The organism is Caballeronia sp. LjRoot29 (genome assembly GCF_964252755.1).
In the GTDB taxonomy this organism is placed as follows: domain Bacteria; phylum Pseudomonadota; class Gammaproteobacteria; order Burkholderiales; family Burkholderiaceae; genus Caballeronia.
Genome location: NZ_CAXUPU020000005.1, coordinates 313,541 through 337,023, shown reverse-complemented (window position 1 = coordinate 337,023; position 23,483 = coordinate 313,541). Strand labels below are relative to the sequence as shown.

General features: G+C 58.7%; 24 protein-coding genes. 8 read left to right on the top strand and 16 right to left on the bottom strand.

Features of this window, described 5'->3' with window-relative positions; all coding sequences use genetic code 11:
- Positions 1–58: 58 nt before the first annotated feature.
- On the top strand, positions 59–517 hold the full coding sequence (locus ACSQ83_RS09035; RefSeq protein ID WP_031357026.1) for an Lrp/AsnC family transcriptional regulator: 459 nt from the start codon (positions 59–61) through the stop codon (positions 515–517).
- Between the two features lie 31 nt (positions 518–548).
- Here the strand turns inward: ACSQ83_RS09035 and ACSQ83_RS09030 are convergent, their stop codons facing one another.
- The 3 genes from ACSQ83_RS09030 to ACSQ83_RS09020 all read right to left on the bottom strand — a co-directional run bounded on the left by ACSQ83_RS09030 (position 549) and on the right by ACSQ83_RS09020 (position 3,336).
- A complete protein-coding gene (locus tag ACSQ83_RS09030; RefSeq protein WP_436227885.1) occupies positions 549–1,742 on the bottom strand; it encodes a cation diffusion facilitator family transporter in 1,194 nt (397 codons plus the stop codon).
- A 250-nt stretch (positions 1,743–1,992) separates the two neighbouring features.
- Positions 1,993–2,298 carry an H-NS histone family protein gene (locus ACSQ83_RS09025; RefSeq protein WP_060817484.1) on the bottom strand — a complete coding sequence of 102 codons (306 nt, stop codon included), beginning with the start codon at positions 2,296–2,298 and terminating at the stop codon, positions 1,993–1,995.
- Positions 2,299–2,670: 372 nt separating this feature from the next.
- Entirely contained in the window at positions 2,671–3,336 is a 666-nt protein-coding gene (locus ACSQ83_RS09020) for a HugZ family protein (RefSeq protein ID WP_436227884.1), read from the bottom strand.
- Between the two features lie 183 nt (positions 3,337–3,519).
- Between ACSQ83_RS09020 and ACSQ83_RS09015 the strand changes: the two genes are divergently transcribed.
- A complete protein-coding gene (locus ACSQ83_RS09015) occupies positions 3,520–4,746 on the top strand; it encodes an MFS transporter (RefSeq protein WP_436227883.1) in 1,227 nt (408 codons plus the stop codon).
- A gap of 182 nt (positions 4,747–4,928) precedes the next feature.
- On the opposite strand, the gene ACSQ83_RS09010 is transcribed toward ACSQ83_RS09015, so the two are convergent.
- Entirely contained in the window at positions 4,929–6,074 is a 1,146-nt protein-coding gene (locus tag ACSQ83_RS09010) for a branched-chain amino acid ABC transporter substrate-binding protein (RefSeq protein ID WP_414947578.1), read from the bottom strand.
- A gap of 648 nt (positions 6,075–6,722) precedes the next feature.
- On the opposite strand from ACSQ83_RS09010, the gene ACSQ83_RS09005 reads away from it, so the two are divergent.
- Both ACSQ83_RS09005 and ACSQ83_RS09000 read left to right on the top strand, forming a co-directional pair.
- The gene (locus ACSQ83_RS09005; RefSeq protein ID WP_436227882.1) at positions 6,723–7,418 is read left to right on the top strand and encodes a dienelactone hydrolase family protein; all 696 of its coding nucleotides are present in this window, start codon (positions 6,723–6,725) and stop codon (positions 7,416–7,418) included.
- 78 nt (positions 7,419–7,496) lie between these two features.
- Positions 7,497–8,969, top strand: coding sequence for an amidase (locus tag ACSQ83_RS09000; RefSeq protein WP_436227881.1), 1,473 nt, complete (start codon positions 7,497–7,499; stop codon positions 8,967–8,969).
- Between the two features lie 14 nt (positions 8,970–8,983).
- Here the strand turns inward: ACSQ83_RS09000 and ACSQ83_RS08995 are convergent, their stop codons facing one another.
- The 4 genes from ACSQ83_RS08995 to ACSQ83_RS08980 form a co-directional block, all read right to left on the bottom strand.
- Positions 8,984–10,069 (bottom strand): SAM-dependent methyltransferase, encoded by a 1,086-nt coding sequence (locus tag ACSQ83_RS08995; RefSeq protein ID WP_436227880.1) that lies wholly within the window; start codon positions 10,067–10,069, stop codon positions 8,984–8,986.
- A gap of 50 nt (positions 10,070–10,119) precedes the next feature.
- Positions 10,120–10,902, bottom strand: a complete 783-nt coding sequence (locus tag ACSQ83_RS08990; RefSeq protein WP_436227879.1) for a DUF1295 domain-containing protein — start codon at positions 10,900–10,902, stop codon at positions 10,120–10,122.
- Between the two features lie 340 nt (positions 10,903–11,242).
- Positions 11,243–11,428 carry a hypothetical protein gene (locus tag ACSQ83_RS08985; protein ID WP_414947583.1) on the bottom strand — a complete coding sequence of 62 codons (186 nt, stop codon included), beginning with the start codon at positions 11,426–11,428 and terminating at the stop codon, positions 11,243–11,245.
- Between the two features lie 256 nt (positions 11,429–11,684).
- The gene (locus ACSQ83_RS08980) at positions 11,685–12,941 is read right to left on the bottom strand and encodes an MFS transporter (protein ID WP_436227878.1); all 1,257 of its coding nucleotides are present in this window, start codon (positions 12,939–12,941) and stop codon (positions 11,685–11,687) included.
- Positions 12,942–13,273: 332 nt separating this feature from the next.
- Between ACSQ83_RS08980 and ACSQ83_RS08975 the strand changes: the two genes are divergently transcribed.
- The 3 genes from ACSQ83_RS08975 to ACSQ83_RS08965 all read left to right on the top strand — a co-directional run bounded on the left by ACSQ83_RS08975 (position 13,274) and on the right by ACSQ83_RS08965 (position 15,608).
- Positions 13,274–13,486: a hypothetical protein gene (locus ACSQ83_RS08975; protein ID WP_047895387.1), complete on the top strand. Its 213-nt coding sequence runs from the start codon at positions 13,274–13,276 to the stop codon at positions 13,484–13,486.
- A gap of 84 nt (positions 13,487–13,570) precedes the next feature.
- Positions 13,571–14,635 carry a serine/threonine protein kinase gene (locus tag ACSQ83_RS08970; protein ID WP_414967081.1) on the top strand — a complete coding sequence of 355 codons (1,065 nt, stop codon included), beginning with the start codon at positions 13,571–13,573 and terminating at the stop codon, positions 14,633–14,635.
- A 247-nt stretch (positions 14,636–14,882) separates the two neighbouring features.
- The gene (locus ACSQ83_RS08965) at positions 14,883–15,608 is read left to right on the top strand and encodes a PepSY-associated TM helix domain-containing protein (protein ID WP_436227877.1); all 726 of its coding nucleotides are present in this window, start codon (positions 14,883–14,885) and stop codon (positions 15,606–15,608) included.
- Between the two features lie 114 nt (positions 15,609–15,722).
- Here the strand turns inward: ACSQ83_RS08965 and ACSQ83_RS08960 are convergent, their stop codons facing one another.
- The 3 genes from ACSQ83_RS08960 to ACSQ83_RS08950 form a co-directional block, all read right to left on the bottom strand.
- Positions 15,723–16,223, bottom strand: a complete 501-nt coding sequence (locus tag ACSQ83_RS08960; RefSeq protein WP_436227876.1) for a GNAT family N-acetyltransferase — start codon at positions 16,221–16,223, stop codon at positions 15,723–15,725.
- Positions 16,216–16,500, bottom strand: coding sequence for a DUF1778 domain-containing protein (locus ACSQ83_RS08955; RefSeq protein ID WP_414947588.1), 285 nt, complete (start codon positions 16,498–16,500; stop codon positions 16,216–16,218). Before ACSQ83_RS08955 ends, ACSQ83_RS08960 begins: the two co-directional genes overlap by 8 nt.
- Before the next feature lie 136 nt (positions 16,501–16,636).
- Positions 16,637–17,761: a PepSY-associated TM helix domain-containing protein gene (locus ACSQ83_RS08950; RefSeq protein ID WP_436227875.1), complete on the bottom strand. Its 1,125-nt coding sequence runs from the start codon at positions 17,759–17,761 to the stop codon at positions 16,637–16,639.
- 370 nt (positions 17,762–18,131) lie between these two features.
- Here ACSQ83_RS08950 and ACSQ83_RS08945 point away from each other — a divergent pair, with 370 nt between their 5' ends.
- A complete protein-coding gene (locus ACSQ83_RS08945) occupies positions 18,132–18,887 on the top strand; it encodes a hypothetical protein (protein ID WP_436227874.1) in 756 nt (251 codons plus the stop codon).
- Positions 18,888–18,947: 60 nt separating this feature from the next.
- On the opposite strand, the gene ACSQ83_RS08940 is transcribed toward ACSQ83_RS08945, so the two are convergent.
- The 5 genes from ACSQ83_RS08940 to ACSQ83_RS08920 all read right to left on the bottom strand — a co-directional run bounded on the left by ACSQ83_RS08940 (position 18,948) and on the right by ACSQ83_RS08920 (position 23,476).
- Positions 18,948–19,967, bottom strand: coding sequence for an XdhC family protein (locus tag ACSQ83_RS08940; RefSeq protein ID WP_414947591.1), 1,020 nt, complete (start codon positions 19,965–19,967; stop codon positions 18,948–18,950).
- Complete coding sequence (locus tag ACSQ83_RS08935; protein WP_414947592.1) at positions 19,940–20,485, bottom strand: CoxG family protein; 546 nt, start codon at positions 20,483–20,485, stop codon at positions 19,940–19,942. The genes ACSQ83_RS08940 and ACSQ83_RS08935 overlap by 28 nt, the downstream gene beginning before the upstream one ends.
- Positions 20,476–21,687, bottom strand: coding sequence for a vWA domain-containing protein (locus tag ACSQ83_RS08930; RefSeq protein WP_436227873.1), 1,212 nt, complete (start codon positions 21,685–21,687; stop codon positions 20,476–20,478). Before ACSQ83_RS08930 ends, ACSQ83_RS08935 begins: the two co-directional genes overlap by 10 nt.
- 6 nt (positions 21,688–21,693) lie before the next feature.
- The gene (locus ACSQ83_RS08925; RefSeq protein WP_436227872.1) at positions 21,694–22,581 is read right to left on the bottom strand and encodes an AAA family ATPase; all 888 of its coding nucleotides are present in this window, start codon (positions 22,579–22,581) and stop codon (positions 21,694–21,696) included.
- A gap of 94 nt (positions 22,582–22,675) precedes the next feature.
- Positions 22,676–23,476 carry an FAD binding domain-containing protein gene (locus ACSQ83_RS08920; RefSeq protein ID WP_436227871.1) on the bottom strand — a complete coding sequence of 267 codons (801 nt, stop codon included), beginning with the start codon at positions 23,474–23,476 and terminating at the stop codon, positions 22,676–22,678.
- Positions 23,477–23,483: the final 7 nt, after the last annotated feature.

Below are 23,483 nucleotides of genomic sequence, written 5' to 3'. Positions count from 1 at the left end.
GCACTTCCTTTCTGCCGCCTCTACTATTGGACTTGGTAGCGACCGAAAGGAGGCGCAGTTGACTCTCGACACGTTTTCACAAAAAATCCTGCGACTTCTGCAACTGGACGCCCGCCGTTCAGTTCAGGAGATATCCGACCAGGTCGGGCTTTCAAGCACTCCGTGCTGGCGGCGTATCAAGGACATGGAGCAATCGGGCGTGATCCAGCGGTACACCGCGTTACTTGATCGCGAAAAGCTTGGTTTGCATGTCTGCGCGCTTGCTCATATTCATCTCACACGCCATACAGAAGGCGGTGTTGAGCAATTCGAACGGGAAATCACCACGTGCCCGGAAGTCACCGAGTGCTACAGCACCACGGGTGAGGCCGATTACATCCTGAAAATAGTCGCGCCGGATATCAAGTCGTACGACGCTTTTCTCCACGACCGCATCTTCAAGATTCCCGCAGTCGCGCAAGTTCGAACCAGCGTAGTCCTGCGCGAAATTAAATTCGACACACAATTGCCGCTATAAGGCAGCTTTTAAATAGATTGGCGCCAACACGCTATGTAGCGCGCGAAACAGCATTGGATTCAGTAAGAACAACGCGCGGCATGATTCTTACAGTTTGCATAAACCGAATCTCGCGCGCGCCGAGTTGTTGCTTGAGTGCATCAAAATCGCCGCTTTCCAGACTGGCCACTTGATCTTCGGTTAAGTCCGCGGGAAGCGTGACATCGATATCAAAACCGCTGCTCAGATAATGCAAGTTCAGTGCGCTGTATGTGAGGCCATGGGCGCCCAATACCGCGCTTAGCGTATTGCTGACCGTCGAACGCGTTGGCATTCTGCCCGGCAGCGGGTTAGCCTCGTCATTTTCCGGATCGACGTGAATCAATGCATCCAATATGCGGGTATTCGTCAGCAAGCGCGCTCGCGCCAATTCTGCAATGGTGTGGCCCTCTGAAACTGAAATGAGGGGATCGACGAGAATATGGGCATCGACTATGGCGAGATCACCCATTTTCCGCGTCCGCAATTCATGCACATCGCGAACACCGGGCGTGCTACTCAATAGCAAGCGTAATTTTTTGGTTTCGGCATGATCCAGTGCGCGATCAGACAAATCTTGTAAAGCATCCCATCCGAAAGTCCAACCCATCCGTGCGACCATAAAACCGACAACTGCGGCCGCGATAGGGTCGAGCAACCGCCAGCCAGCCATACTTCCGATAACACCGATAGCGACCACCAGCGACGAAGCTGCGTCCGAACGAGCGTGCCACGCATTTGCGATCAATAGTGCCGATCTCACGCGTTCGGCCGCACGGAGCATATAACGGAACAATAACTCCTTAAAAATCAGAACGATGACCGCCACAATCAGCGCGCCTGCGTGAACCTCTGGGATGTCTTGAAGATTGGTAATGCGCTCACCGGCTCGCCATAACATCCCCACGCCGACAGCAATTAACAGCGCGCCGAGAAATAATGAAGCGATTGTTTCATAACGGCTGTGACCGTAATTGTGGTCGTCGTCAGGAGCGGCTGCGCTATGCCGATTGGCCAGAAGCACGATGAAATCCGACACCAGGTGAGCGAGTGAGTGAATACCATCGGCAATCAATGCCTGGGAATGCGCAGACACGCCCACGACAATCTGCGCCGCCATCAGCACAGAATTTACCGCGATACTCGCGAAGGTGGTTTTGCGTGCTACGTCCTGCTTTTCCGCAGCGTGCACGGTTGATTGCGACATGTCGTCACTCGAAGTCATCGGTTGGCAGATTTTACCAAGCCACGCTTCGACATACTTGCTTAAAACCCAAAAAATGCCATAAAAATCATCTGCTTACATGAAACATGACGCGCTCTCGGCTGTATCTCGATATTGCCGCGCAACATGTCACAGCCAGATGATTCAGGCGCACCCGCATTGGCCAAGGGCCGCGCAGATACAAAAAAGCCGCACTCATTTAATGGTGCGGCTTTTTTAAACAATCGCCCTATTACTTCTGGATCAGGAAGTTGTCACGTTCCTGACCTGCAATCCACTTCGGTGGCTTGCCGCGGCCCGACCACGTGCTGCCGCTGTCCGGATCGCGATACTTCGGTGCCACGCCAGCGCGCGGACGCGCGGCGTTCTTCAAATTCTTGCCGCCGCGACCACCTGCCAATTCAGCGAGCGTGATCCCATAGTCGGTCATTTTCTGCTTGATTTCATTGAGAACTTCAGCGTATTCCCGCGACTTCGCTTCTTCAATCTGTCGTTCGAGATTTTCGCGCTGTGCGAGAAGTTCCTTGTAAGACGGCATGATGATTTCCTTGTGGTTTGCAATGTACGAGTCGTTGCCCGTTCCGGTTATAACGTTAAGCCTCTCAATGAATCGCAGATTAACACAACTAGGATTGCGCGCGTGTTTCGATGTCATCGATTTAAATCAATTCAGTCGAGCGGCCGTCCGTAACAATTTGTGATATTCGCTGAATGCGACCGAAACATCGCATTCATCTTACTTTCATTGTTAAATTAACCCGCAAGGTCTTTCATGAAATGAAAATAACGAGAAATATATCGGCTAAAACTTCCATCCCGTGCGAGTTTGCCCAAACTTCTCATCGCTGTAACGTCATCTCGTAATTTAGCGACATAAAGACACGAATCTGGTGATCACGAGTTCAGACAATCACCTATGCCGTTCAATACAATCGATCAACGCGTCATTCAATTCTGCGCGGGTTTGTTTCGGTTTATCAAAGGTGAAACGATTGCGCGCGGCAGGAGTCCGCAGGTCGCAACCATATTTGTCTATCCCCATTAGTTCGAGATCCGCCGGTCGATCGGGAGAATCGGCAAATAATTCCATAAGACGAAGTTCATTCAGTTCGGATAACGGTTCGAGTGGATCAAGCGCCGTTGCATCCAGCCAGCCCATAGCGCCAAAGCCGCCTATATACCTCATGCGCTCAAGCGACATGACCCAGAACGTGAAGTCACCTAATTCGAGATAACGCGCGGCATCGGGGTGATAACGCAGATAACGACGCGACAATTCATCGACGGATTCAGGCGGCGCCGGAGAAAACGAGCCGAGCATGGTGAGACGCTGTCCTTCGAGAATGGTATCGCTTGCTGTTTGGGTAATCAGGAAACCCGCGCGTGCGTCCAGTTGCAGATTGCGCGTGTGTTCGGCCAGATGGCTAATGAGCACCATTGGCACGTGACGGGCAGTCGGTGCGAACGGTAATGCAGTGGGATAAGGAAAACCGCGCGGCTCGCGTGAGTGCGTGGCAAGCGTGCCGTGCGGCACTTGATGCAACAGATGCAACGGAGCATGCGACGGGATATTCAAAGCGGGACCTCACGAGAGAACTCATCAGCGGCCAGGCCAAGCGAATCAATTAGAACCAGCGAGCGGCCTTTACGATCTTAAAGCACTAAAACCCAGTCCGTCCGCAACCCGATAGAATTGAAAGCTTCGCTGGTCACCAGGAAGACCGGCCGTTAAAACAAGCAGGCAAAGAGAGCAATTCCCGTGTCCGAATCTGTCTCAAGTGCCCGCACCGTCGGGCACGACACCCCGAACGCCGTGCATCGGCGGCTGCCCGCGGCAAAACGTGAACGCGCCCGCTACGCGACGATGGCCGTGTTTTTCATCGCCGGGATGCTGTATGCCTCATGGGGCGTGCACGTGCCCACGGTGCGCGACAAATTCCACCTGAGCCCCGGATCGCTGTCTATTGCGCTTCTGGCGGTGGCCCTAGGCTCGATTGTCGCGATGCTCACCAATGGCTCGTGGATCGCGCGGGTCGGCACTCGCCGCGCGTGCCTGGCCGGCGGTATCGGCATGACGATCTGCGGGGCGCTGATCCTCGTCGCGCCCTTCTACTGGCTGCTGCTGGTCGTGCTGGCCCTGTTCGGCTTCAGCATGGCCACCCTCGATGTCGCGATGAACGCCGAAGCCAGCGCCGTTGAAGAAGCGCTCGAGCGGCCCATCATGTCGTCGCTGCACGGCATGTTCAGTGTTGGCGGGATGGCTGGCGCGGCGGCCGGCGGCGCGCTGCTCGCGCACGGCATGCCGCCGGAAGCGCATCTGGCGCTGGCGTCGGTGGTGAGCGTGATCGTGCTCCTGGTGTCCATGCCCGCTGTATTGCCCCACGTCCCCCACGCAGACGATGTGCATGGCGGACGGTCGTCATCGAATCGCTGGCGCTCCAAAGCGTTGTGGGCGCTTGGAGGCCTTGCACTGATCGCATTGATCGCTGAAGGGGCCATGTACGACTGGGCGACGGTCTACATGCGTGACATCGTGCTTGCCACGCCCGCGTTGTCCAGCGCGGCCTACGCGGCCTTCACGGGCGGCATGGCGGCCGGGCGTTTCGGCGGCGATGCAGTGCGCGCCCGCTTCGGGGCGCCGCAACTCATCTTCGCGAGCGCGGCGCTGGCGTTTATCGGCATGGTGGCAGCACTGTTACTGCCGAATGCAATCGTTACGCTTGCCGGTTTCACGCTGATGGGCCTGGGCCTCGCCAACATGATGCCGGTGCTGTTTGCCGCGGCTGCGCGCGTGGAAGGCGTGAGCCCGGCGGAAGGGCTCGCGCAGGTCGCAGGACTGGCCTACTTCGGCTTGCTGTTCGGGCCGGTGTTGATTGGCGGCGTGGCGCAACTGAGCACGCTGCCAGTCGGTCTATCGGTGGTTGCTGCCTGCTCGGCGCTGATCGCGCTCGTGGGGCCGAGAATCATGAGGCAGTTGAAGCTGTAAATTCAAGCTTTAAACGGACGGCGCGAGCCGCCGCCGGATTGATCAGCCGCTTCCTCACTCACCATCCGCCAAATCCCGGCGCAAAAAAAACGCGCGGACCGAAATCAGCGCGTTTTTCTAAGAATGAAAATCATCGAAGGCGGTCTTCGTCAAAACATCACGACCCTGACCGCCCGCGGCAATTACATCTTGACTACGTCCAGCAACGTCTTTTTGCCTGCCTTGTAGTTGTACAGCGAGATCACGCCGTGCTTCAGGTCGCCCTTCGAGTCGAAGGTCGTTTCGCCGATCACACCCTTGTAATCCGTATTCGGCATCGCTGCCAGAATCTTCGCCGGATCGGTGGAATTGGCGCGCTTCATAGCATCGACAATGATGTACACCGCGTCATACGTGAACGGAGCGTAGATCTGGATCGGCGCGCCGAAACGCTTCTGGAACTTGGCCGAGAATTCCGCGCCGCCAGCCATCTTTTCGAGCGCCATACCGGCTTCCGAGCAGACGATATTGTCGGTTGCATCGCCAGCCAGTTGCGACAACTGGTCGGTACACACACCGTCGCCCGCCAGAACACGTGCGCGCAGGCCAAGTTGCTTGGCTTGCTTGGCGAACGGGCCGCCGGTGGCGTCCATGCCGCCGTACATGATCGCGTCCGGGTTTTCGCCCTTGATCTTCGTCAGAATTGCACGGAAGTCGACAGCCTTGTCGTTGGTCGCGTCATGCGACATCACGTTCATGCCGAGCGACTTTGCAGTCTTTTCGAACTCGTTCGCGAGACCCTGGCCGTAAGCGGTCGAGTCGTCGACAATCGCGACGCTCTTCAGCTTCAAGTCCTTCGACGCGTAGTTTGCGAGTGCCGGACCTTGTTGTGCATCGGTTGCCACAACGCGATACGTCGTCTTGAAACCTTGCTGCGTGTACACCGGGTTCGTTGCCGACGGCGAAATCTGCACGATGCCAGCATCGCTATAGATCTTCGATGCCGGGATCGAGGTGCCCGAGTTCAGGTGACCAACCACGGCAACGACTTTATCGTCGACGAGCTTTTGCGCCACTTGAGTAGCCGTACGCGGGTCAGCTGCGTCGTCTTGTGCGTCGAGTTGAAGCGTGATCTTCTGGCCGCCGATCGTCAGACCCTTGGCATTGATTTCTTCAACTGCGAGGCGCGCGCCGTTTTCGTTGTCCTTGCCCAGGTGGGCAATACCGCCGGTCAACGGTGCAACGTGACCGATCTTGACGACTTCGTCGGCCGTAGCGGTTGTTGCCATCGAGGCGAACATTAGCGCTGCAGCGCTGATAGGCAACAGTTTGTGAAGCTTGGTGTTCATGTAAGTCTCCAGTTTCGGTCCCAAAAACAACGGTGTCGCCCTGTGCTCCGTTTCATCACGTTTCGCTCAGCCCCGTGGACGACCACGCCGGATGCATCGTCATGCACTTGGCTCGTACTTCCGCAAGCCGTTTATGACGGCCAGCATCCGCACTGCGCGCAAGTGTAGGGTTGTCAAATTAATTTGGGGAAGTTTTTTAGGATACTGGTGTGACTACTAATAAGAGAGGTATTGAGAAGCGCTTGAAAGTGTGCTGGTGCAGTGCGGAAAGGTCCTGTTCATGCGGTTCTTCAGCGGATTGGCACTTTTCCCGATGTCTGCGGCGGGGGGAAGTTAGAGGCGGCGCTTTAGTTTCAGCCGGCCATGCCGTTAATATCGGGTCCGCTTGTTTCACGTCAATTGACCGGGTTAAGAATTCGGTTAAGAACGCAGGTTTGCGCTATTAACTCTTCGCCGCTTTAAAGAGTGAAAAGTGGCGGAAACATCGCTGAAAACGCGCCGCCGCGCGCGTTGCCTACAGCCACTTTACAGCCCGCGACGTCGCCAGCAAGGCGCATTGAATGGTGGCAAACTGTCCGGCTGCGGTTCGTCGCTATCGCCCCCTCTCGTTTCGCCCCCTCAATTCAAGCCTTATTCAGGAGCTTCAACATGACCGTGACATCCCGCTGGATCGACATTCCTGTCAACGGCGACACCTTCCAGGGTTATCTCGCGTTGCCCAAAGGCGGCAAAGGCCCGGGCGTCGTCATCATCCAGGAAATCTTCGGCGTGAACTCGCATATCCGTGCCGTCGTCGACCAGTACGCGGCCGATGGTTACGTCGCGCTGGCACCGGATATTTTTTGGCGTGTCCAGCCGCGCGTGGAACTCGGCTATGACGGCGCAGACCGCGATAAGGCGATGGAAATCTACGGCAAGCTCGACGTTGCGAACGCAGTCGCCGACGTCTCCGCCAGCGCCGCCGCGCTGCGCGCGTTGCCGGAAGTCACGGGCAAGGTCGCGGGCGTAGGTTTTTGCCTTGGCGGCCGGCTGGCGTATTTGTCCGCGGCGCAAGGTGCGTTCGACATCGCCGTGGCCTACTACGGCGGCGGCATCCAGAACGAACTCGACCAGGCCGACAAGGTCAAGGTGCCGATGCAATTCCACTACGGCGCGCTCGATGCCCACATTCCGTCCGACGCCGTCGACTCGGTCAAGCAGCGTTTCGCGGGCAAGGACGCGCAGGTCCACGTGTACCCGGGCGCCGATCACGGCTTCAATTGCACGGACCGCGCATCGTACAATCAAGCGGCATCGGCACTGGCGCACGGCCGCACACTGACGTTCCTTGGCGAGCATTCGTAACTCGGCGCACTGCTCCGCGGACTGCACGGCTGGCCGCCTGACAAGACGGAACACAACGGCATCAAAGTAGGGGGAACCTTGCAATCCGAGTATCTCGATTACGACGCGATCGGCCTGGCCGAACTCGTGCGCAACGGCCAGGTCAGCGCGCGGGAACTGATCGATACAGCCATCGCGCGCGCCGAAGCCGTCAACCCCGCGCTCAACGCGATTGTCCTGAAGGACTATCAGGCGGCCCGCAACCGCGCGAGCCGCAACGGTCGCGATGGTTCCGGCACGTTGGGCGAAGGTCCGCTCGCGGGCGTCCCGTATCTCATCAAGGATCTCGGCGCGCCGGTCGCGGGTTTGCGCATGTCCATGGGCTGCCGCCACTTCCAGCATTTCACGCCCACTGCAGATTCGCCGATCGTCGCGCGCTCGAAGCAGGCGGGACTCAACATTTTCGGCAAGACCAACACGCCCGAAATTGGCCAGATGCCGTATACCGAACCTGAGTTGTTCGGACCCACGCGTAACCCGTGGGGACTCGACTACACCGCCGGCGGCTCCAGCGGAGGCGCGGCAGCGGCTGTAGCGGGCGGCGTTGTCCCGCTCGCGCACGCGGCGGATGGCGGCGGGTCGATCCGCATCCCGGCGTCGTGTTGCGGGCTGTTCGGCTACAAGCCATCGAACGATGTCCAACCGCAACCGCTGCCCGCACCCGGCGATTTAACGGTGGATCACGCCGTGTCGCGCAGTGTCCGAGACAGCGCCCTGCTACTCGACCTCACGTCGTCAGGGCAATCGGGCGCTTTCCATAAGGCTGTCGGCGAGCCGTGCGTGCCGTTGCGCATCGGCTATATGGAAGATCCACAGTTGGCCGGCGCGTTATCGGTGGATATAAAAGCCGCTCTCGACGATGCCGCCAAGCTCGCCGAATCATTAGGCCATCGTGTGGAACCCGCGTCTTTCGGGCTCGACTTTGGCGCGATTGCGCACGCGTTCCTCGTGATGTGGTCAATACAGGCCGAAGAGATCGTGCTGCACGCTGATCGCATCAGTGGTCAAAAGCCGAGGCGCGGTGATTTTGAGATTGCGTCTTGGACCATGGCGCATATCGGCCGGAAGATCGGCGAGCGCGATCTCCCGGCTGCGCTCGACACGCAGCGTCAGGTCGCGGCGCAGATGGCTACGCTGATGACACGCTATGACGTCTTGTTGACGCCTACGCTTGCCGGCGCGCCGTTCAGGATCGGCGCCAAACAGCCGACGCAATTCGAGCGCTTCCAGATGCACGTTTTATCGACGGTTCCGATCGAGCCGTTGTTGCGGCGGATGCTGGCGATTTCGTCGAAGAAGGCGTTTGACTGGGCTGGCTGCACGGAGCTTTTTAACTTTACCGGTCAGCCGGCGATGTCCGTGCCGCTCTACTGGAGCGCCCGCGGCATGCCGATCGGCGTGCAGTTCGCGGGGCGGAGAAACGACGATGCCACGTTGTTCCGGCTGGCGGCGCAGCTTGAGGCCGCGAGGCCGTGGTTCGCCCGCCGCCCGGCGTTGATGTCGGCGAGGTGAAAGGCGTAAGGCTACTAGCCTGAACACTTCGAGAATCGATAATGCGCGACGCCCCATTCGTTGCCGCCGGCGTAGCCGAACAACTCGGCTACAGCCATATAGAACATGCGCCAGCGCTGAAACCAGATACCGGCGTTAGCCATACCGTATGTCTCGACCATCATCGGCATTAGCTCGCTGCGCGCCGCGTCCAGATTCTCCAGCCAATGATTCGCCGTCTTTTCATAATGCGCGCCGCTCACCCACCACCGACGGTCAATGGTGAGATCGTCCTGAAAATGCAGTAACAGCGCCTCGGACGGCATGGTCCCGCCGGTGAAAAAGTACTTCGACATCCAGTCGCCGCCGTCCTTCACTTCAAAGTGATAGGCCAGCGTGCGATGCGCAAACACATGCACAAAAAGCTTGCCGTCCTCACGCATCCAGCCTGAAATCTTGTTCAGCAATAACCGATAGTTCTTCATATGCTCGAACATCTCGATCGATAAAACGCGGTCGAATCCTTCGCCGAGCAATGCCGGATCGAATTGGAAATCGACGATATTCCCCGTCACCACGCTTAAGTTTGTAATGCCGCGCTCGGCAGCCTCGTCCTCGATAAACTCGCGCTGCCCCCGCGAATTCGATAAAGCCACGATCTCCGAACGCGGATAAGTTTCCGCCAGCCATAACGAAAGCGAACCCCAGCCGCAACCGAGATCGAGAATGCGCTGACCGTCGGTGAGTTGCGCGCGGACGGCATATTCCTCGAGCATGGCGCGCTCGGCCTCATCGAGCGTTTCCGATCCCGTCCGATACAAACAGCACGAATACTTCAGATGCTCGCCCAAATGGCCGTAGAAAAACGCTGCCGGCAATTCGTAGTGCTGCGTGTTGGCGGCTTGCGTTTCGATTGCGATCGGACTTGCGCGCAGTTCATCGACCAGACGATTAAAGCGCTTTGAACGCGCTTCGCCATCGTCGATGCCTTCATCGCGCAGACGCTGCTTCATCAAGTGGCGCATCCCGAGGCGCACGAGCGAATCCGGAATCCGGCCGCGCTCACACCAGTTGATTAGCCAGCTTTCAGTCGGCACTTCTTGTTCTTGTGGTTCTGACATAACCGCTTGCGATGGCAGGTCGCTCATGTGGAATCTCTCGCTATTATTATTTAAGGATGACGCGGCGGCCATGGAATCAATGCGCTGGTCGTACGCATGTAATCGGCATATCCCGCGCGCTTTTTAGCCGATTCCGCTTCGACCATAGGTACGCCTGATACTTTCATCAGAAGCCACGCCATGAGTACGGGCGGCAACAGCATCGCGAAAATCCAGGCTCCCACGCCTATCGCGAGCGGAATATACGCGACCCAATGCACGCATTCGAAGAAATAGTTCGGGTGCCGCGAATAACGCCACAGGCCAGCGCGGCAGACAGCGCCGTGATTCGACGGGTCCGCTTTGAACGCGCGCAATTGTTGATCGGCGAGCGCTTCTCCCGCAATCGATATCACCCAGATCACCGCGGCCAGCGCGACCCACGCGGCGCCCGGCGGAGTGGCACGATAGGCCGGCACGAAAAACGCGAGTGACAGCAGCATCGAAATCACGACCTGGACCTGGAAGAACCAGAACATTTTCTTGTTGGCATCGGCGCCCCATTGCTCGCGGAACTTGTGATAACGCGGATCTTCGGCGTGACCCGCATTGCGCTTCCACAAATGCACACCGAGCCGAATGCCCCAAACGAATCCGCCGATTCCCACGATGATTCGCGTGTGCAAATCGCCATCCGCGAGCACGGCGACCAGCACCGCGATGACGCCGAGCGACATCGCCCAGACTGGATCGACCATCCCGGCATTCTTCGATTTAACTTGCCACGCCCACACCGCCGTGAAAACGACGATGAGCGCGATAAAAGCGATAACAGCAACGGTAAGCGCCGCCATGAGGTCCTTGATGTCGATTTTTGTTCGATGAATATAAATGGCATCGACTGGAGAGCGATTGACTTGGCCTTGATTGACTTGACCTATTTACGCACGATGTCCTCCGGCGGATGCGCCGGTGCGAGACAGGACAGCTATAGTTGAAGTAAAGCCAAGCGTCGACGTTCAGAGCGAACGTGAGCACGGGATATTCCCGACATGAAGCAGACACGAAGCAGACGTGAAGCGAGGACACGGGAACGGCACGTCTTTCGACGCCCGGTTCCCATTTACAGGCGTAGCAACAGAAGCCGAGACAACGACTCGGACCCGCCGCCGTGCCAATCAGTCCGTCGGGTTACTAAACCAGCGCCGGCAGTCCTTCCACCAGCAGGAACGCAACCAGCACGCCCAGCAACGCCCCAAATACGCGTAGTGTGTTCTTCCGGAATTGCGTGGCGCACGGGACGGCACCGAGAAAGAGGATGCCTGCGAGGGCCATCGGGATAATCAGGATGAAATCGCCGACCGTGAAGTATGTGGTCATACTCGTCTCCCATCATTCGTGCTCAGCGTCCACCTGGTTGCGTGAGACGTCGCACTGTCGATTTGAGTATAGGCCCTTGTTTGACGGATATATGTGCTGCTTTCCGCAAACGTTGGCCAGGCACTAATGAAATTCCATATGGAGCAAGCGTTTCAGGCCAGATGTTTTAAGCGGATACGGAAATACCCTCATTTCCCAGTATTTACAACCAACTTTCATTACATTCGCGCGTGAATCTAAGTGATCACATAAGCGCTCAAGCATTTATGTGACGTTCTATTCGGCGCAAATACTCCGCACCGCCCAAACCGATTGCCAGCAGCACGAATACAAAGCCGCTTACGCCCGGCCATCCGGCGACCGTCCAGAAATGCCCACCCCATGAACCAAGCACGCTAGAGCCGATGTAATACGCGAGCAAATACAGCGCGGCTGCCTGACCTCTAGGGCCCTTCGCCAACAAGCCGATCCAGCCGCTTGCCACTGCATGGCCTGCAAAAAATCCGAATGTCATGCACGCGATACCCGCGATCACCACGGGCAGCGAACTCGACAACGTCAACGCGACGCCAAAAATCATCAGCAGAAGCGCGGCAATCAGGACGCGGCCACGGCCGAATATATCGGCCATTTTCCCGGACCACGGCGACGCCACCACACCCGTCAGATACACCACGAAAATTGCGCCAATCTCCGTCTGGCTCAGGTTGAACGGCGCCGCGATCAATCGATACCCAACGTAGTTATAGAGCGTCACGAAGCTGCCCATGAGCACGAAACCCATCAGGATCACGCAGCGCAGGCCGCGGTTTTTCAGATGCCCGGTGAGCGCCGTCCGGTGATGGCGAAACCCCATTCCCGCGCGCGGCACGAAACGTCGCGACGGCGGCAAGAGCGCACGAAACGCGAGCGTGGCAAGCAGCCCAAGCACTCCAATTCCGCCGATAGCCACGCGCCACGAGAAACAGTCCGCGAGTATTCCGCTGATCACGCGGCCGGCCATTCCGCCGATGGCCGTGCCGCCGACATAGAGTCCCATCGCGAGGCCGAGGCCTTCGGGTTGCACTTCCTCGGCAAGATAGGCCATCGCAACAGCCGGCACGCCCCCGAGCGCCAACCCTTCGAGCGCGCGCACGAACAGCAGCGCGTGCCAGCTCGGCAGAAACGCCACGATGATCGTCAGCAGCGACGAAGCGGTCAGCGATAGCGTCATCAGCCGGTGCCGGCTCCAGCCCTCTGAAACAAAGCCGGCGATAAATATCGCCACGGCGAGTGAAGCCGTCGTCACCGATACCGACAACGCACTTTCCGCCGGACTCACGCCAAACGTCTTGGTGAATTCCGGAAGGAGCGGTTGCACACAGTAGAGCAGCGAGAAGGTGGCGTAGCCTGCAAATAGCAACGCGATCGCCGCGTGCCAGTAAGCACGCGATCCACGTTCGAGATGGGGCAAGGGATCGGGGGAAAGCGAAGAGGACGAAGCTGACCGGGACGGCGCCGGCGATGAAGTCACAAAGATATCTCCGGTGGCGAAGGCCATAACGATACCGTGATCGTCGGGGTTTTGCCGGACGTTGCACCATGCGCTTTCAATCGACTTTCAAAAAGCGATTGAACCGCAAATACGTTGTTTCAATGCAATGCAAGTTTTCGCCCCACGCGAATTGATGCGCTAAAGTAGAACATCGTTTCAGCCGAAATCATCGGGATAGGACTGCGGTTTGCAGGCATTCGAGGAATGACGCGCGGCACTTGAGTTTCGTGCACAGGGCCTCACGCTCCTGTGCTTCATGCAGAACCGACCGGCACGCGCACTGTTTTGCCGGCACACCTCGGGGAGTCATCATGCAAATTGGTTCAATCGTTCGCTCCGTCCATATCGCTGTGCCACAAGGTGCGCGCGGGATCGTCATGCGGATTCTCGGCGACATGGCGATGGTCGCCTGGTACGCCGACGAACCCGGCACGTCGGAGTTGCTAAACACGGAACCGTTCTTCCTCGAAGATCTGATCGATACCGGCGAACTGGTTCGCCCTACTAACGCGCTGATGCATTGAGGAATCAGCGCGTTTCAGAACTCTGTTTCACAGTAACCGCGCATCGCTGATGCTTCCACCCGCGATGCGCGTCACAATGCAGGGATGAACTCGAACCATTCCGATGCATCGCGCACGTCCGCAGACAGCCCCTCTCTCTCCGGCGACGACGCTAATCTCCCGCCTCCCCCTTTCGCCGATCTCACGCCCGAGCGTGTGCTCGATGCGCTCGACAGCGTCCTCATGCCGCTCGGCGAGCGTACCGACGGCGGCATGCTCGCGCTTAACAGCTACGAAAATCGGGTGTATCAGGTCGGCATGGAAGACGGACCGCCGATGGTCGCAAAGTTCTACCGGCCGTTGCGATGGTCCGACGACGCCATTCTCGAAGAGCACGCTTTCGTTTCGACGCTTTATGAGCGCGAGATTCCGGCGGTACCGGCTCGCGTGCTGAATGGCGCGTCGCTGCATACCTTCGAGGGTTTCCGGTTTTCGATTTTTGAACGACGCGGCGGGCGGGCTCCGGACATCGACCGGCCCGAGACGTTGGAGTGGCTTGGGCGGTTTATCGGGCGGATTCACGCGGTCGGACAGATCAAGCCGTATGTGGAACGGCCAGCGCTCGATATCCAGACGTTTGGATACGAGCCGCGGGAATTTTTGCTCTCGCACGGTTTTGTGCCGAAGGACGTGCGGGAAGCGTATGAAACCGTGGTGAAGATGGCGCTGGAAGGTGTCGAGCGATGTTATGAACGCGCCGGCGATGTAAAAAGCATCCGGCTGCACGGAGATTGCCATCCGAGCAACGTGTTGTGGACGGACGCGGGTCCGCATTTCGTCGATTTCGACGATAGCCGCATGGCACCCGCTATCCAGGATTTGTGGTTGTTGCTGCCGGGCGACCGTCCGGAGGCGTCGCGTGCATTGGGCGACTTGCTGGCCGGATACGAAGATTTCTGCGATTTCGAGCCGCGCGAGCTGCATCTGGTCGAAGCGTTGCGCACGCTGCGGTTGATTCACTACGCGGCTTGGCTGGCGCGTCGATGGAACGATCCGGCGTTTCCCGCCGCGTTTCCGTGGTTCAACACGCAGCGGTATTGGGAAGACCGGATTCTGGAGTTGCGCGAGCAGGTTGGCGCGATGGAAGAAGGGCCGCTCTGGCCGGTTTGACGGGCTTTTCATCGGCCATTCGCGGGTGTTTCCTTGCCATGGCCGACGCGCCCCTCCTGCGTCGGCGTCTGTTGGCCGCCTAACACGGACTGTTGAAGATTTTCAATGTTCGTGTAATGATAACAATTCTCATTTGAAAGCTTGACTCCGCTGACGAGCTTGCCTCTGGCTTGGCGGCTTATTAGCTGTATCGATGAGAAATCCATCCGCAGCATCCCCTTATTCGCACTGCCCTTTGGAGAGACGCTTGAACGCGCCTGAAACTCTTGAATCCGCGTCCAACGTGACCACCATGCCGTACGCGCCGCGCGGCGGCCGCCTGATGGATGACGCCGAACAGTTCGCCCGGAAACAACGTTCGCGCCGCGCAACCTTTATCAAATGGCTTCGCAAAGTGCATGGCTGGGTCGGCTTGTGGGGCGCGGTGTTGGGGTTGCTATTCGGGACGACGGGCTTTCTGCTGAATCATCGCGCCGGTCCGCTGAAGATTTCGAGCGGCGAACCGCAGGTTTCGCAGATGCAAATGGCCGTGCCCGCGCAAGGCCTCAAGTCGCCGATGGAACTGGGGAAGTGGCTCAAGCAGGAACTCAAGCTCGACGGCAATATCGGCCGGCCGAAACGTGAGGCGGCTCACACGGTTGGATGGGGCGATCAGAAGACCATGCAGCCGGAATTGTGGACGGTGGCGGTGGCGTCGCCGGGCGGGTCGGTCGCGGCGGAATACTGGGTGGGGAATGGGTTTGTATCGGTGAAACGCACCGAGAACAGTTTTCTCGCGACCATGAGCAATCTGCACAAGGGCGTGGGATTGAGCGTGGGCTGGGTGCTGCTCATCGATACCTTGGCGGGCAGCATTATTTTGCTGTCGCTGACAGGCGTGTTGCTGTGGACCGAGTTGAATAAACGCAAGACGGTGGGCGCGGTGATTGTGATGGCGTCGATTGTCGCGATGGTTTGTATGGGGTTGATGTGAGCAGTAGTAAGCATTTAGTGCTTGAATGTCGAACCAGCGGCTTCCATAGCGCCACCTACTCGTCAGCAATCCGTGAGCAATCGGAAACCCCCGCCATCGACGCGTTCGATGCTCTCAGATTGATCCGCGCACCGCCGCCAACGGCAAGAACATCGTCAACGGTGTATCGGGTAGCGCAATAAAGCCGTGATGCGCGTAAAACGCCGCAGCCGTTTCATCTTTCGCATCGACTACAAGCGCAAACGCCGCAATTTCCGAGCGCGCGGCACACTCAAGCGCATCAACCAGCAACGCGCCGCCAAGCCCTTGCCCCTTGAACGCCTGATCGACCGCCAGACGCCCCATGCGTATCGCCGGAACACTCGGGTAGCGCGGCAACTTCTTCGCCGTCGCTCCGGGAAGCTCTGCCAACAACACACTGGTCGCTGCTAACGTGTAATAACCGGCCACGCGTTGCTCGCCGTCCAGCGCCACGAAGCACGCGGCAACCCGGCGCCGTACGTCCTGAGTAACCTGCTGTAGGAAGTAGCGATTCAACGTCTCCGAATCGCTCGCGAACGTCGTTCGTTCCTGCTCGCTCTCAAGCGCTACGACTCGATAAGGCGCGCTACTCATCGGCACCCAGCAGCTTGCGCCGGCGTGCGAACGCGCGCTTGAGCGCAGGCGTGGGCTTGGGCGGGGACAGCAACGCCTGCGCGAAACACGCCTGATCGGCCAGCGACAGACGCATCACCTCCGCTTGCTCAATCGCGCGCTGCGCCGCGTCTTGCACCGCCGCAACCACGAAGTCAGTCATCGTGCGCCCCTGAAGTTCGGCCGCGCGCTTGAGCATAGTGTGCAAATCGGTGCTGATACGCGCTTCGAGTCGGGCAGTGGATTGGACGGTGGGCATAGTGAAATCCTCCTGTATTTGCATACAATACGGCAATCCGCCGTACATTTCAAGACGCTTGATCTCTCCGTTGCCGCGTATGACGAACCAACTTCGACGTGCAAAGTTGCTGCACACACGCCGCCATTTGTTGAAGTCAGAACGCCCCTCTCTTTCTATTTCCGTTCCCGCGCGATAACCACAGATAAAGCCCGCTCCCCAACACGACAATAGTCAGTACATCGAATGCCGCCCAGAAGATCTTCAGCGGCATGCCGCCGAAATCGCCGAAATGCAGTGGTTGCGAACCGAGCAGCAGTTTCAGATACCACGGCAATTCACGCGAATCCGTGAGCGCACCCGTTTCTGCATCGATGAGAACCGGGCGCAGCAATCGCGTCGTCAAAATGCCATCGCCGCGCATGAAAACCGTGTAATGGTGCGGACTGCTGAAACGCGTACCGGGAAAAGCGACGAACGATGGAATCATCGAAGGCGCTGTGTCGCGGGCGATCTTGATGGCTTCATCGACGGATGCCGTCGCCTTCACCGGCGGCTTGCCTTGATAAGGCGCAAGCATTTGCGCGAGTTGATCGTTGCGCCAGGCATCGAGGAGAAGATCGGCGAGCGTGTTGATCGACCCCGTTACGCCGACCAATAGCGCCCACACGAGCGTCAACATGCCGAGGGCGTTATGGCCATCGAGCCAGGCGATTCGACGCGACTTTTTGATCCGTACGCGACCGAGGCCGACCTTCTTCCAGAACGGCAGATAGACGATGACGCCCGAGATAATCGCCGTGACAAAACTCACGCCCATCGCGCCGAGAAACAGCTTGCCAGGCAAGCCGGCGAACAAATCCACATGCAGTTTCAGCAGAACGAATTTCAGCGATCCTTTCCCCGGTGGTGCGCCCAGCGCCTGAGCGTTGCGAGCATCGACGGTCGTGCTTTGAGTATCGTCGGGCGGCGTATCGGCGCGCGGCGCTGTGACGATGATCGGAAGCATTGGCTCATCCGGTTCCCAAATCATGTATTGCGGCACGTGGTCCGGATTTTTTGACAACGCTGAATTCAGGATTGCGTCGTAACTCGCGCGGGCGCTGGATTGATGCGCGGGGAGTTCAGGCGCTTCGATGCCATCGCCTAAAAGCACATCGAGCTCGTGGCCGAACACGAGCGGCAATCCCGTCAGGCAGAGCAACAGCATGAACGCCGTGCAAACGATGCTCGTCCATCGATGAATAAAGGACCAGATGCGAAGGGATTGCGGAGAGGGCATGGAGCGATGGGGGGTCGTCAGTTCGGTGGCGAGAAGCGGCGCGGCGACAGGAATAAATGCATCGCTGGCGAATTTGATCGGAGATGGGCGTTGGAGGCGGTACCGACCCGTCCGGAATCGGTGGGTTCACATCGCTCAAATGAGAATGATTATTATATACGGCGAGTGTGAGGCGGCGTTCCATTTGCTTAATCTGTACGTTTCGCCGATAGGTGGTGGAGATGGGGCCGCGCCTTCCACCCCCGATTGAAACTCTTTGCGACCTTCAACAGCAAACAAAACGAGCCGATCCTGGTCCGCACAACATGTACCATCGAGGGTTCAATCCTCGCGCAACTCTTTCGCATCGCTAAATTTTTCACAATCGACTATGTCCAACCACCACGTCCTCATCTGCCTCCCCACCTACAGTGAAGAAGTGCACATCAACTTCGCCTTCTCTCTACTGGACTTGACTCACGCATTGACCAAATCTGGCGCGACGTACGAGACGTTGCATGTTGCGTCGTCGCAGATCATTCGCGCACGAAACTTCTTCGCGAATTATTTCTTGAATCACCCTAAATTCACGCATCTGCTTTTCCTCGATACCGACATGAAGTTTCCCGCCGAAGCTGTCCTCAAGCTTCTGGCCGCGAACAAAACGCTCTCGGGCGTTGCGTATCCGTTTAGACGCTTCAGTTTGGATCGTGCCGTAGAGCCCGGCGATGCCGGCCTCTGCATGCATCAATGGCTGGAAAGCCATGCCGACTACACGTTTGCGCCTATTACCAATGCGGACGGAGATCTCGACTTCGCGAATGGATTTGCTGAAGCGCGGCACATTGGCACCCGCGTTTTCCTCGCACAGCGAGAAGCGTTTGAGGTAACGAAACCCTTCTCCGATTGCTATTCGCCGCCGAAACAATATGCGTCGTTGCTACCCAGCGGCAGGTTCTACGGATTCTTCGAAACGATTGAAGAAGACGGCGTTTATCTGGGTGAAGACGTGTCGTTCTGCATCCGCGCGCGTCAGGCGGGATTATCGATTTGTGCACTGATTAATCAAACCGTGGTCCATTACGGCGCGTCGGAAGTATCCGGCCAATACCTTCAATCCATGCGGCTCAACGCCAAAGTGACCTGACTCTCACGAACGCCGCGCTGGTGTTTGAAGCGATCCAAAGCGCGGCAATACCGCATCAATCTATATCCCGCAAACCTCCCCCGTTCCTTCAAGTTCCCGCGCCGCTTTCGCGCCTTCAACCTGCAGAATAGTCGGCAACGAAACACCGTTTTTAGCCGCCGTTACCTCAGCGAGAATAGACACCGCAATCTCCGGCGGCGTCCGGCTGCCGATATAAATCCCCACCGGTCCATGCAGACGCGACAACTCGGCATCGGAGAGATCGAACTCTTTCAGCCTTTCCCTGCGTGCCGCATTGTTCTTCCGCGATCCCAACGCGCCGACATAAAACGCCGGCGTCTTCAACGCCTCCATTAACGCGAGATCGTCAAGCTTCGGATCGTGCGTCAATGCGATCACCGCACAGCGTTCATCGAGTTTCATTTCCATCACGGTATCGTCGGGCATGGTGCGCACGATCTTCGTGCCCGGCACATCCCATTCGTCCGTGTACTCCTCACGCGGATCGCACACCGTCACGTGATAATCCAGCCCGACCGCGATGCTGCATAAATACCGCGACAATTGCCCCGCGCCAATCACGAGCATCCGATACCGCGGCCCGTGAATAGTCGAGAGCGTGGTTTCATCGAACGTAACGCCATCTGTTTCCCGCGCCGCTTCCAGCTTGACGGCGCCGTTGTTCATATCGAGCGTGCGCGTCACCAGCCGTCCCGCGAGAACGGCCTCGCACAATTCCGCGATACCGCTCGCCATCGACAAGGGTTCAAGCACCAGTTGAATGGTCCCGCCGCAAGGCAATCCGAACCGATGCGCTTCTTCCGCCGAGATTCCATATTTCACGCTTTCGGGCTTGGTCTGCTCAATACCGCGCTGCCTGACGCGCTCGATCAAGTCGTCTTCAATACACCCGCCCGACACCGATCCCATCACCGCGCCGTCATCGCGCACGGCGAGCATCGCGCCTTCTGGCCGGGGCGACGAGCCCCAGGTTTTCACCACCGTCACCAGCAACACGCGATGCCCACGTTCGAGCCATCGCGCGCTGTTTCTCAGGACTTCGAGATCCACGCTGTCCATGATCTTTTCCCCTTCTTCTCTTCACCTGCATCGTCCGCAGAATCGGCGCCGAGTTCACTTTCGGTATCGTCGCCCTGCGTCAACTGCGCACTGAAGCGCTTGAAAAATTCCCCGGCAATCTTCCGGGCCGCGCCATCCACGAGCCGCGAGCCGATCTGCGCGAGCTTGCCGCCCACCTGGGCATTCGCCGTGTAAGACAACATGGTCGAATCCGCATTGTCGCCCGGTTCCAGATTGACCTTCGCCTGCCCCTTGCCGAAACCGGCCGTGCCGCCTTGCCCCTCGAACACGATGGTGTACGTGTGCGGCGCGTCGATGTCCACCAAATTCATGCGTCCCTTGAATTTCGCTTTCACGGGTCCAACCGATGCCGTCATGGCCACCGCATACGCATTTTCGCCATCGGCTTCGATGCTTTCGCAACCCGGAATGCACGCGCGCAAGATTTCGGTATTGTTCAGCGCTTCCCACGCAACATTCTGCGGCACGGGCAGATTATGCGTCTCGGTCAGTTCCATGATGTGTCTCCGGCTGATTTCCGGTCCGCTCGACGCGTGACCGCCGCGAGCTCCCGGCCGACAGCGTTCAGGCTGTCGAGGTTATGAGCCGCAAGCATCGCATCGACATGCGGCAGGATCGCCCGCACGCCCCGCGCGCGCGGGGTGAAATCGGTGTATCGAAGCAACGGATTGAGCCACACCAGCCGATGCGCAAAACGGCGCAGACGTTGCATCTCGGTTTCGAGGACATCGATTGCTTCGTGATCGAGCCCGTCCGTGACGAACAGAACCGTCGCCCGGCCGCTCAGCACACGCCGCGCCCAACGCCGGTTGAACTCGGCCAGCGCCGCGCCAATCCGCGTGCCGCCCGACCAGTCGACCACCTGATCGGAGATCGCGGCAATCGCCACGTCAGGATCGCGTTCGCGTAACGCGCGCGTGGCGTTGGTCAGGCGCGTGCCGAACAGGAAAACCTGCAGGCGTTCGCGCGATTGCAACAAAGCATGGCAGAAGTAAAGCACAGCCCGGGAATACGCGCTCATCGACCCGGAAATGTCGAGCAACAGGACAAGCGGTGGGCGGCGCTCGACCACTTTCTTGTATTTCCACGTGGTCCAGTCGCCGCCCGAGCGCACCGCGCTCCGGGCGCTGGCGCGCAAATCGGCGTGCGTGCCGTGCGATGCGGTTTTTAAGCGGCGTGTGGGCTCGGTGGCAAGCGGCATTCTGTGCGAACGAATTTGATGCCGAAGCGCGCGCCATTCATCGGATGTAAGGGTGTCGAAATCGCGATGGCTCAACCGTTCTTGCGCGCTGAACGTAAAACGCGCGTGGAGATGTTCAACGTTATCCGGCTGTTTGTTCGGCGGCTTCAGTTCAGCCGCGCGTGCGGCGAGGGCATCGGCAAGACGATTGTTGCGCTTGGGCGGCGGCACGCCGTTCGTCACTTTCGGCAGCAATAACGCGCGCAGTTTCCCTTCCCAAGCGGGATCGCGCCAGAAAAGATCGAAGGCCTGGTGAAAGAGTTCGCGCTCATCGGGCGCGTGGACAAGCAGCGCGGCGAGCGCGGCGCGGACATCGTCGCGACGGGTGATATCGATCCAGCGCAGCGCTTCGAGCGCGTCCACGCTGTGGGCCGGCGACATCGCCAAACCCGCGCCGCGCAGCAATCGCACGAAATGCACGACATTGCGCGCAAGCGTTGGGGTTTCAATCGTTTCCATGGTCGTTCAGGCAGGTGCGGCGAGGCACTGCGCGATCTCGGCGGCGTCCACGCGCGCGAGATCGTCCTGGTACTTCAGCAGTACGCCCAATGTGTCCTGCACCGATTGCGGATCGAGCTCGCTGACAGAAAGCGCCGCCAACGCTCGACACCAGTCGATAGTCTCCGCCACGCCCGGCGCCTTGAACAAATCGAGCGTCCTCAACCGATGCACAAACGCCACCGCTCGCACCTGCAAGTCCGCGCTGGCCTCGCGCGCGCGCGCGGCCACAATCTGCAGTTCCACATCGCGAGCCGGATACCCGATCCATTGATATAAACAGCGCCGCTTGAGCGCGTCGTGGACCTCGCGCGTGCGATTCGATGTCATCACGACCAGCGGCGGCCGCTCGGCGCGCACGGTTCCGTATTCGGGAATCGAAACTTGAAAATCCGACAGTAACTCAAGCAGGAACGCTTCGAACGGTTCATCGGCGCGATCGATTTCATCGATGAGCAAAACGCGTCGAGTGCCCGGATTCAACGGGTCGGGCAAAAGCGCTTGCAATAATGGGCGCTTGAGCAGGAACTCGCTTCTATAAAGCGAATCGTTCGAAGGTTGTTCGCCAGAGGCTTCGGCCACGCGCAGCGCCATGATCTGGCGCGGGTAGTCCCATTCGTAGAGCGCACTGGCTGTGTCGAGACCTTCGTAGCATTGCAGCCGCAGCATTTGCGTCCCGAGCATGCCGGCAGCCGCCTTCGCCAGCTCGGTCTTGCCAACGCCCGGTTCGCCTTCCAGAAATAGCGGGCGCTGCATTTTCAGCGCAAGAAAAAGCGCCGTCGCGAGTTCTCGGCTGGCGAAGTATTGCTGCCCGCTCAGCGCGGCGAGGGTTTCATCGATGGATGCCGGGTCCATGAGGTTCCTGGGTCTTGGGTAGGTCAGTGTTTATTTCGCTCACGCCGGGAGAACCCCAGCCCGTTCATCGGCGCGAGCAAAAAGAACTGAAACGCTAAAACGCATTGGCCCGCTCGACCGCCCTGCCGGCGAGAATCGGGATCAAATGCGCCCGATACGCCGCGCTCGCGTGCATGTCCTCGTTGAGGGTATCGGCGGAAATCGATGTACTGCGCGCCGATGCAACCGAGAAATCCTTCGACAATGCGTCCTCAAGTGCCGATGCCCGAAACACCGACGCCGCCGCGCCCGTGATCGCCACGCGCACGCCGCCGTCATGCTTTGCAACGAACACGCCGACCAGCGCAAAGTGCGACGCAGGATTGCGAAACTTCTCGTACCCGGCGCGCTCGGCAATCGGAAACTCAACCGACGTAATCAGCTCATCAGGTTCCAACGCCGTCTCGTACATGCCGAGGAAAAAGTCATCGGCGGCGATACGCCTTCTATCCGTCACGATCGTCGCGTTCAACGCCAGGACAGCCGCCGGATAACACGCCGCCGGATCGTCGTTGGCAAGCGATCCGCCGATCGTTCCGCGCTCCCGAACCTGCCGGTCGCCAATATGGCCGGCAAGATCCGCGAGCCCCGGCAGCGCGCGCTGCACCTCTGGGTTCGCCGCAACCTGTGCATGACATACGGCGCCGCCAATCGTCACCTTGTCACCCGTCACGGTGATGTCCTTCATCGAACCGATCCGCGTCACATCCACCAGCGCCGACGGCTGCGCGAGCCGCAAGCGCATGGTCGGCAGCAAGCTCTGCCCGCCCGAGAGATATTTGGCGTCATCGTGTTGCCTGAGGAATGCCACCGCTGCGTCGGATTGATCCGGCCGTTGATAATCGAATGAGTACATGTCGAAG

What these genes read in the sequence shown, in the direction of transcription:
- ACSQ83_RS09030 (WP_436227885.1), bottom strand. Translation starts at nt 1,742, where the DNA reads ATGTCGCAATCAACCGTGCACGCTGCGGAAAAGCAGGACGTAGCACGC.
- ACSQ83_RS09025 (WP_060817484.1), bottom strand. Translation starts at nt 2,298, where the DNA reads ATGCCGTCTTACAAGGAACTTCTCGCACAGCGCGAAAATCTCGAACGA.
- ACSQ83_RS09010 (WP_414947578.1), bottom strand. Translation starts at nt 6,074, where the DNA reads ATGAACACCAAGCTTCACAAACTGTTGCCTATCAGCGCTGCAGCGCTA.
- ACSQ83_RS09005 (WP_436227882.1), top strand. Translation starts at nt 6,723, where the DNA reads ATGACCGTGACATCCCGCTGGATCGACATTCCTGTCAACGGCGACACC.
- ACSQ83_RS08995 (WP_436227880.1), bottom strand. Translation starts at nt 10,069, where the DNA reads ATGTCAGAACCACAAGAACAAGAAGTGCCGACTGAAAGCTGGCTAATC.
- ACSQ83_RS08990 (WP_436227879.1), bottom strand. Translation starts at nt 10,902, where the DNA reads ATGGCGGCGCTTACCGTTGCTGTTATCGCTTTTATCGCGCTCATCGTC.
- ACSQ83_RS08985 (WP_414947583.1), bottom strand. Translation starts at nt 11,428, where the DNA reads ATGACCACATACTTCACGGTCGGCGATTTCATCCTGATTATCCCGATG.
- ACSQ83_RS08975 (WP_047895387.1), top strand. Translation starts at nt 13,274, where the DNA reads ATGCAAATTGGTTCAATCGTTCGCTCCGTCCATATCGCTGTGCCACAA.
- ACSQ83_RS08970 (WP_414967081.1), top strand. Translation starts at nt 13,571, where the DNA reads ATGAACTCGAACCATTCCGATGCATCGCGCACGTCCGCAGACAGCCCC.
- ACSQ83_RS08960 (WP_436227876.1), bottom strand. Translation starts at nt 16,223, where the DNA reads ATGAGTAGCGCGCCTTATCGAGTCGTAGCGCTTGAGAGCGAGCAGGAA.
- ACSQ83_RS08955 (WP_414947588.1), bottom strand. Translation starts at nt 16,500, where the DNA reads ATGCCCACCGTCCAATCCACTGCCCGACTCGAAGCGCGTATCAGCACC.
- ACSQ83_RS08950 (WP_436227875.1), bottom strand. Translation starts at nt 17,761, where the DNA reads ATGCCCTCTCCGCAATCCCTTCGCATCTGGTCCTTTATTCATCGATGG.
- ACSQ83_RS08945 (WP_436227874.1), top strand. Translation starts at nt 18,132, where the DNA reads ATGTCCAACCACCACGTCCTCATCTGCCTCCCCACCTACAGTGAAGAA.
- ACSQ83_RS08940 (WP_414947591.1), bottom strand. Translation starts at nt 19,967, where the DNA reads ATGGACAGCGTGGATCTCGAAGTCCTGAGAAACAGCGCGCGATGGCTC.
- ACSQ83_RS08935 (WP_414947592.1), bottom strand. Translation starts at nt 20,485, where the DNA reads ATGGAACTGACCGAGACGCATAATCTGCCCGTGCCGCAGAATGTTGCG.
- ACSQ83_RS08930 (WP_436227873.1), bottom strand. Translation starts at nt 21,687, where the DNA reads ATGGAAACGATTGAAACCCCAACGCTTGCGCGCAATGTCGTGCATTTC.
- ACSQ83_RS08925 (WP_436227872.1), bottom strand. Translation starts at nt 22,581, where the DNA reads ATGGACCCGGCATCCATCGATGAAACCCTCGCCGCGCTGAGCGGGCAG.
- ACSQ83_RS08920 (WP_436227871.1), bottom strand. Translation starts at nt 23,476, where the DNA reads ATGTACTCATTCGATTATCAACGGCCGGATCAATCCGACGCAGCGGTG.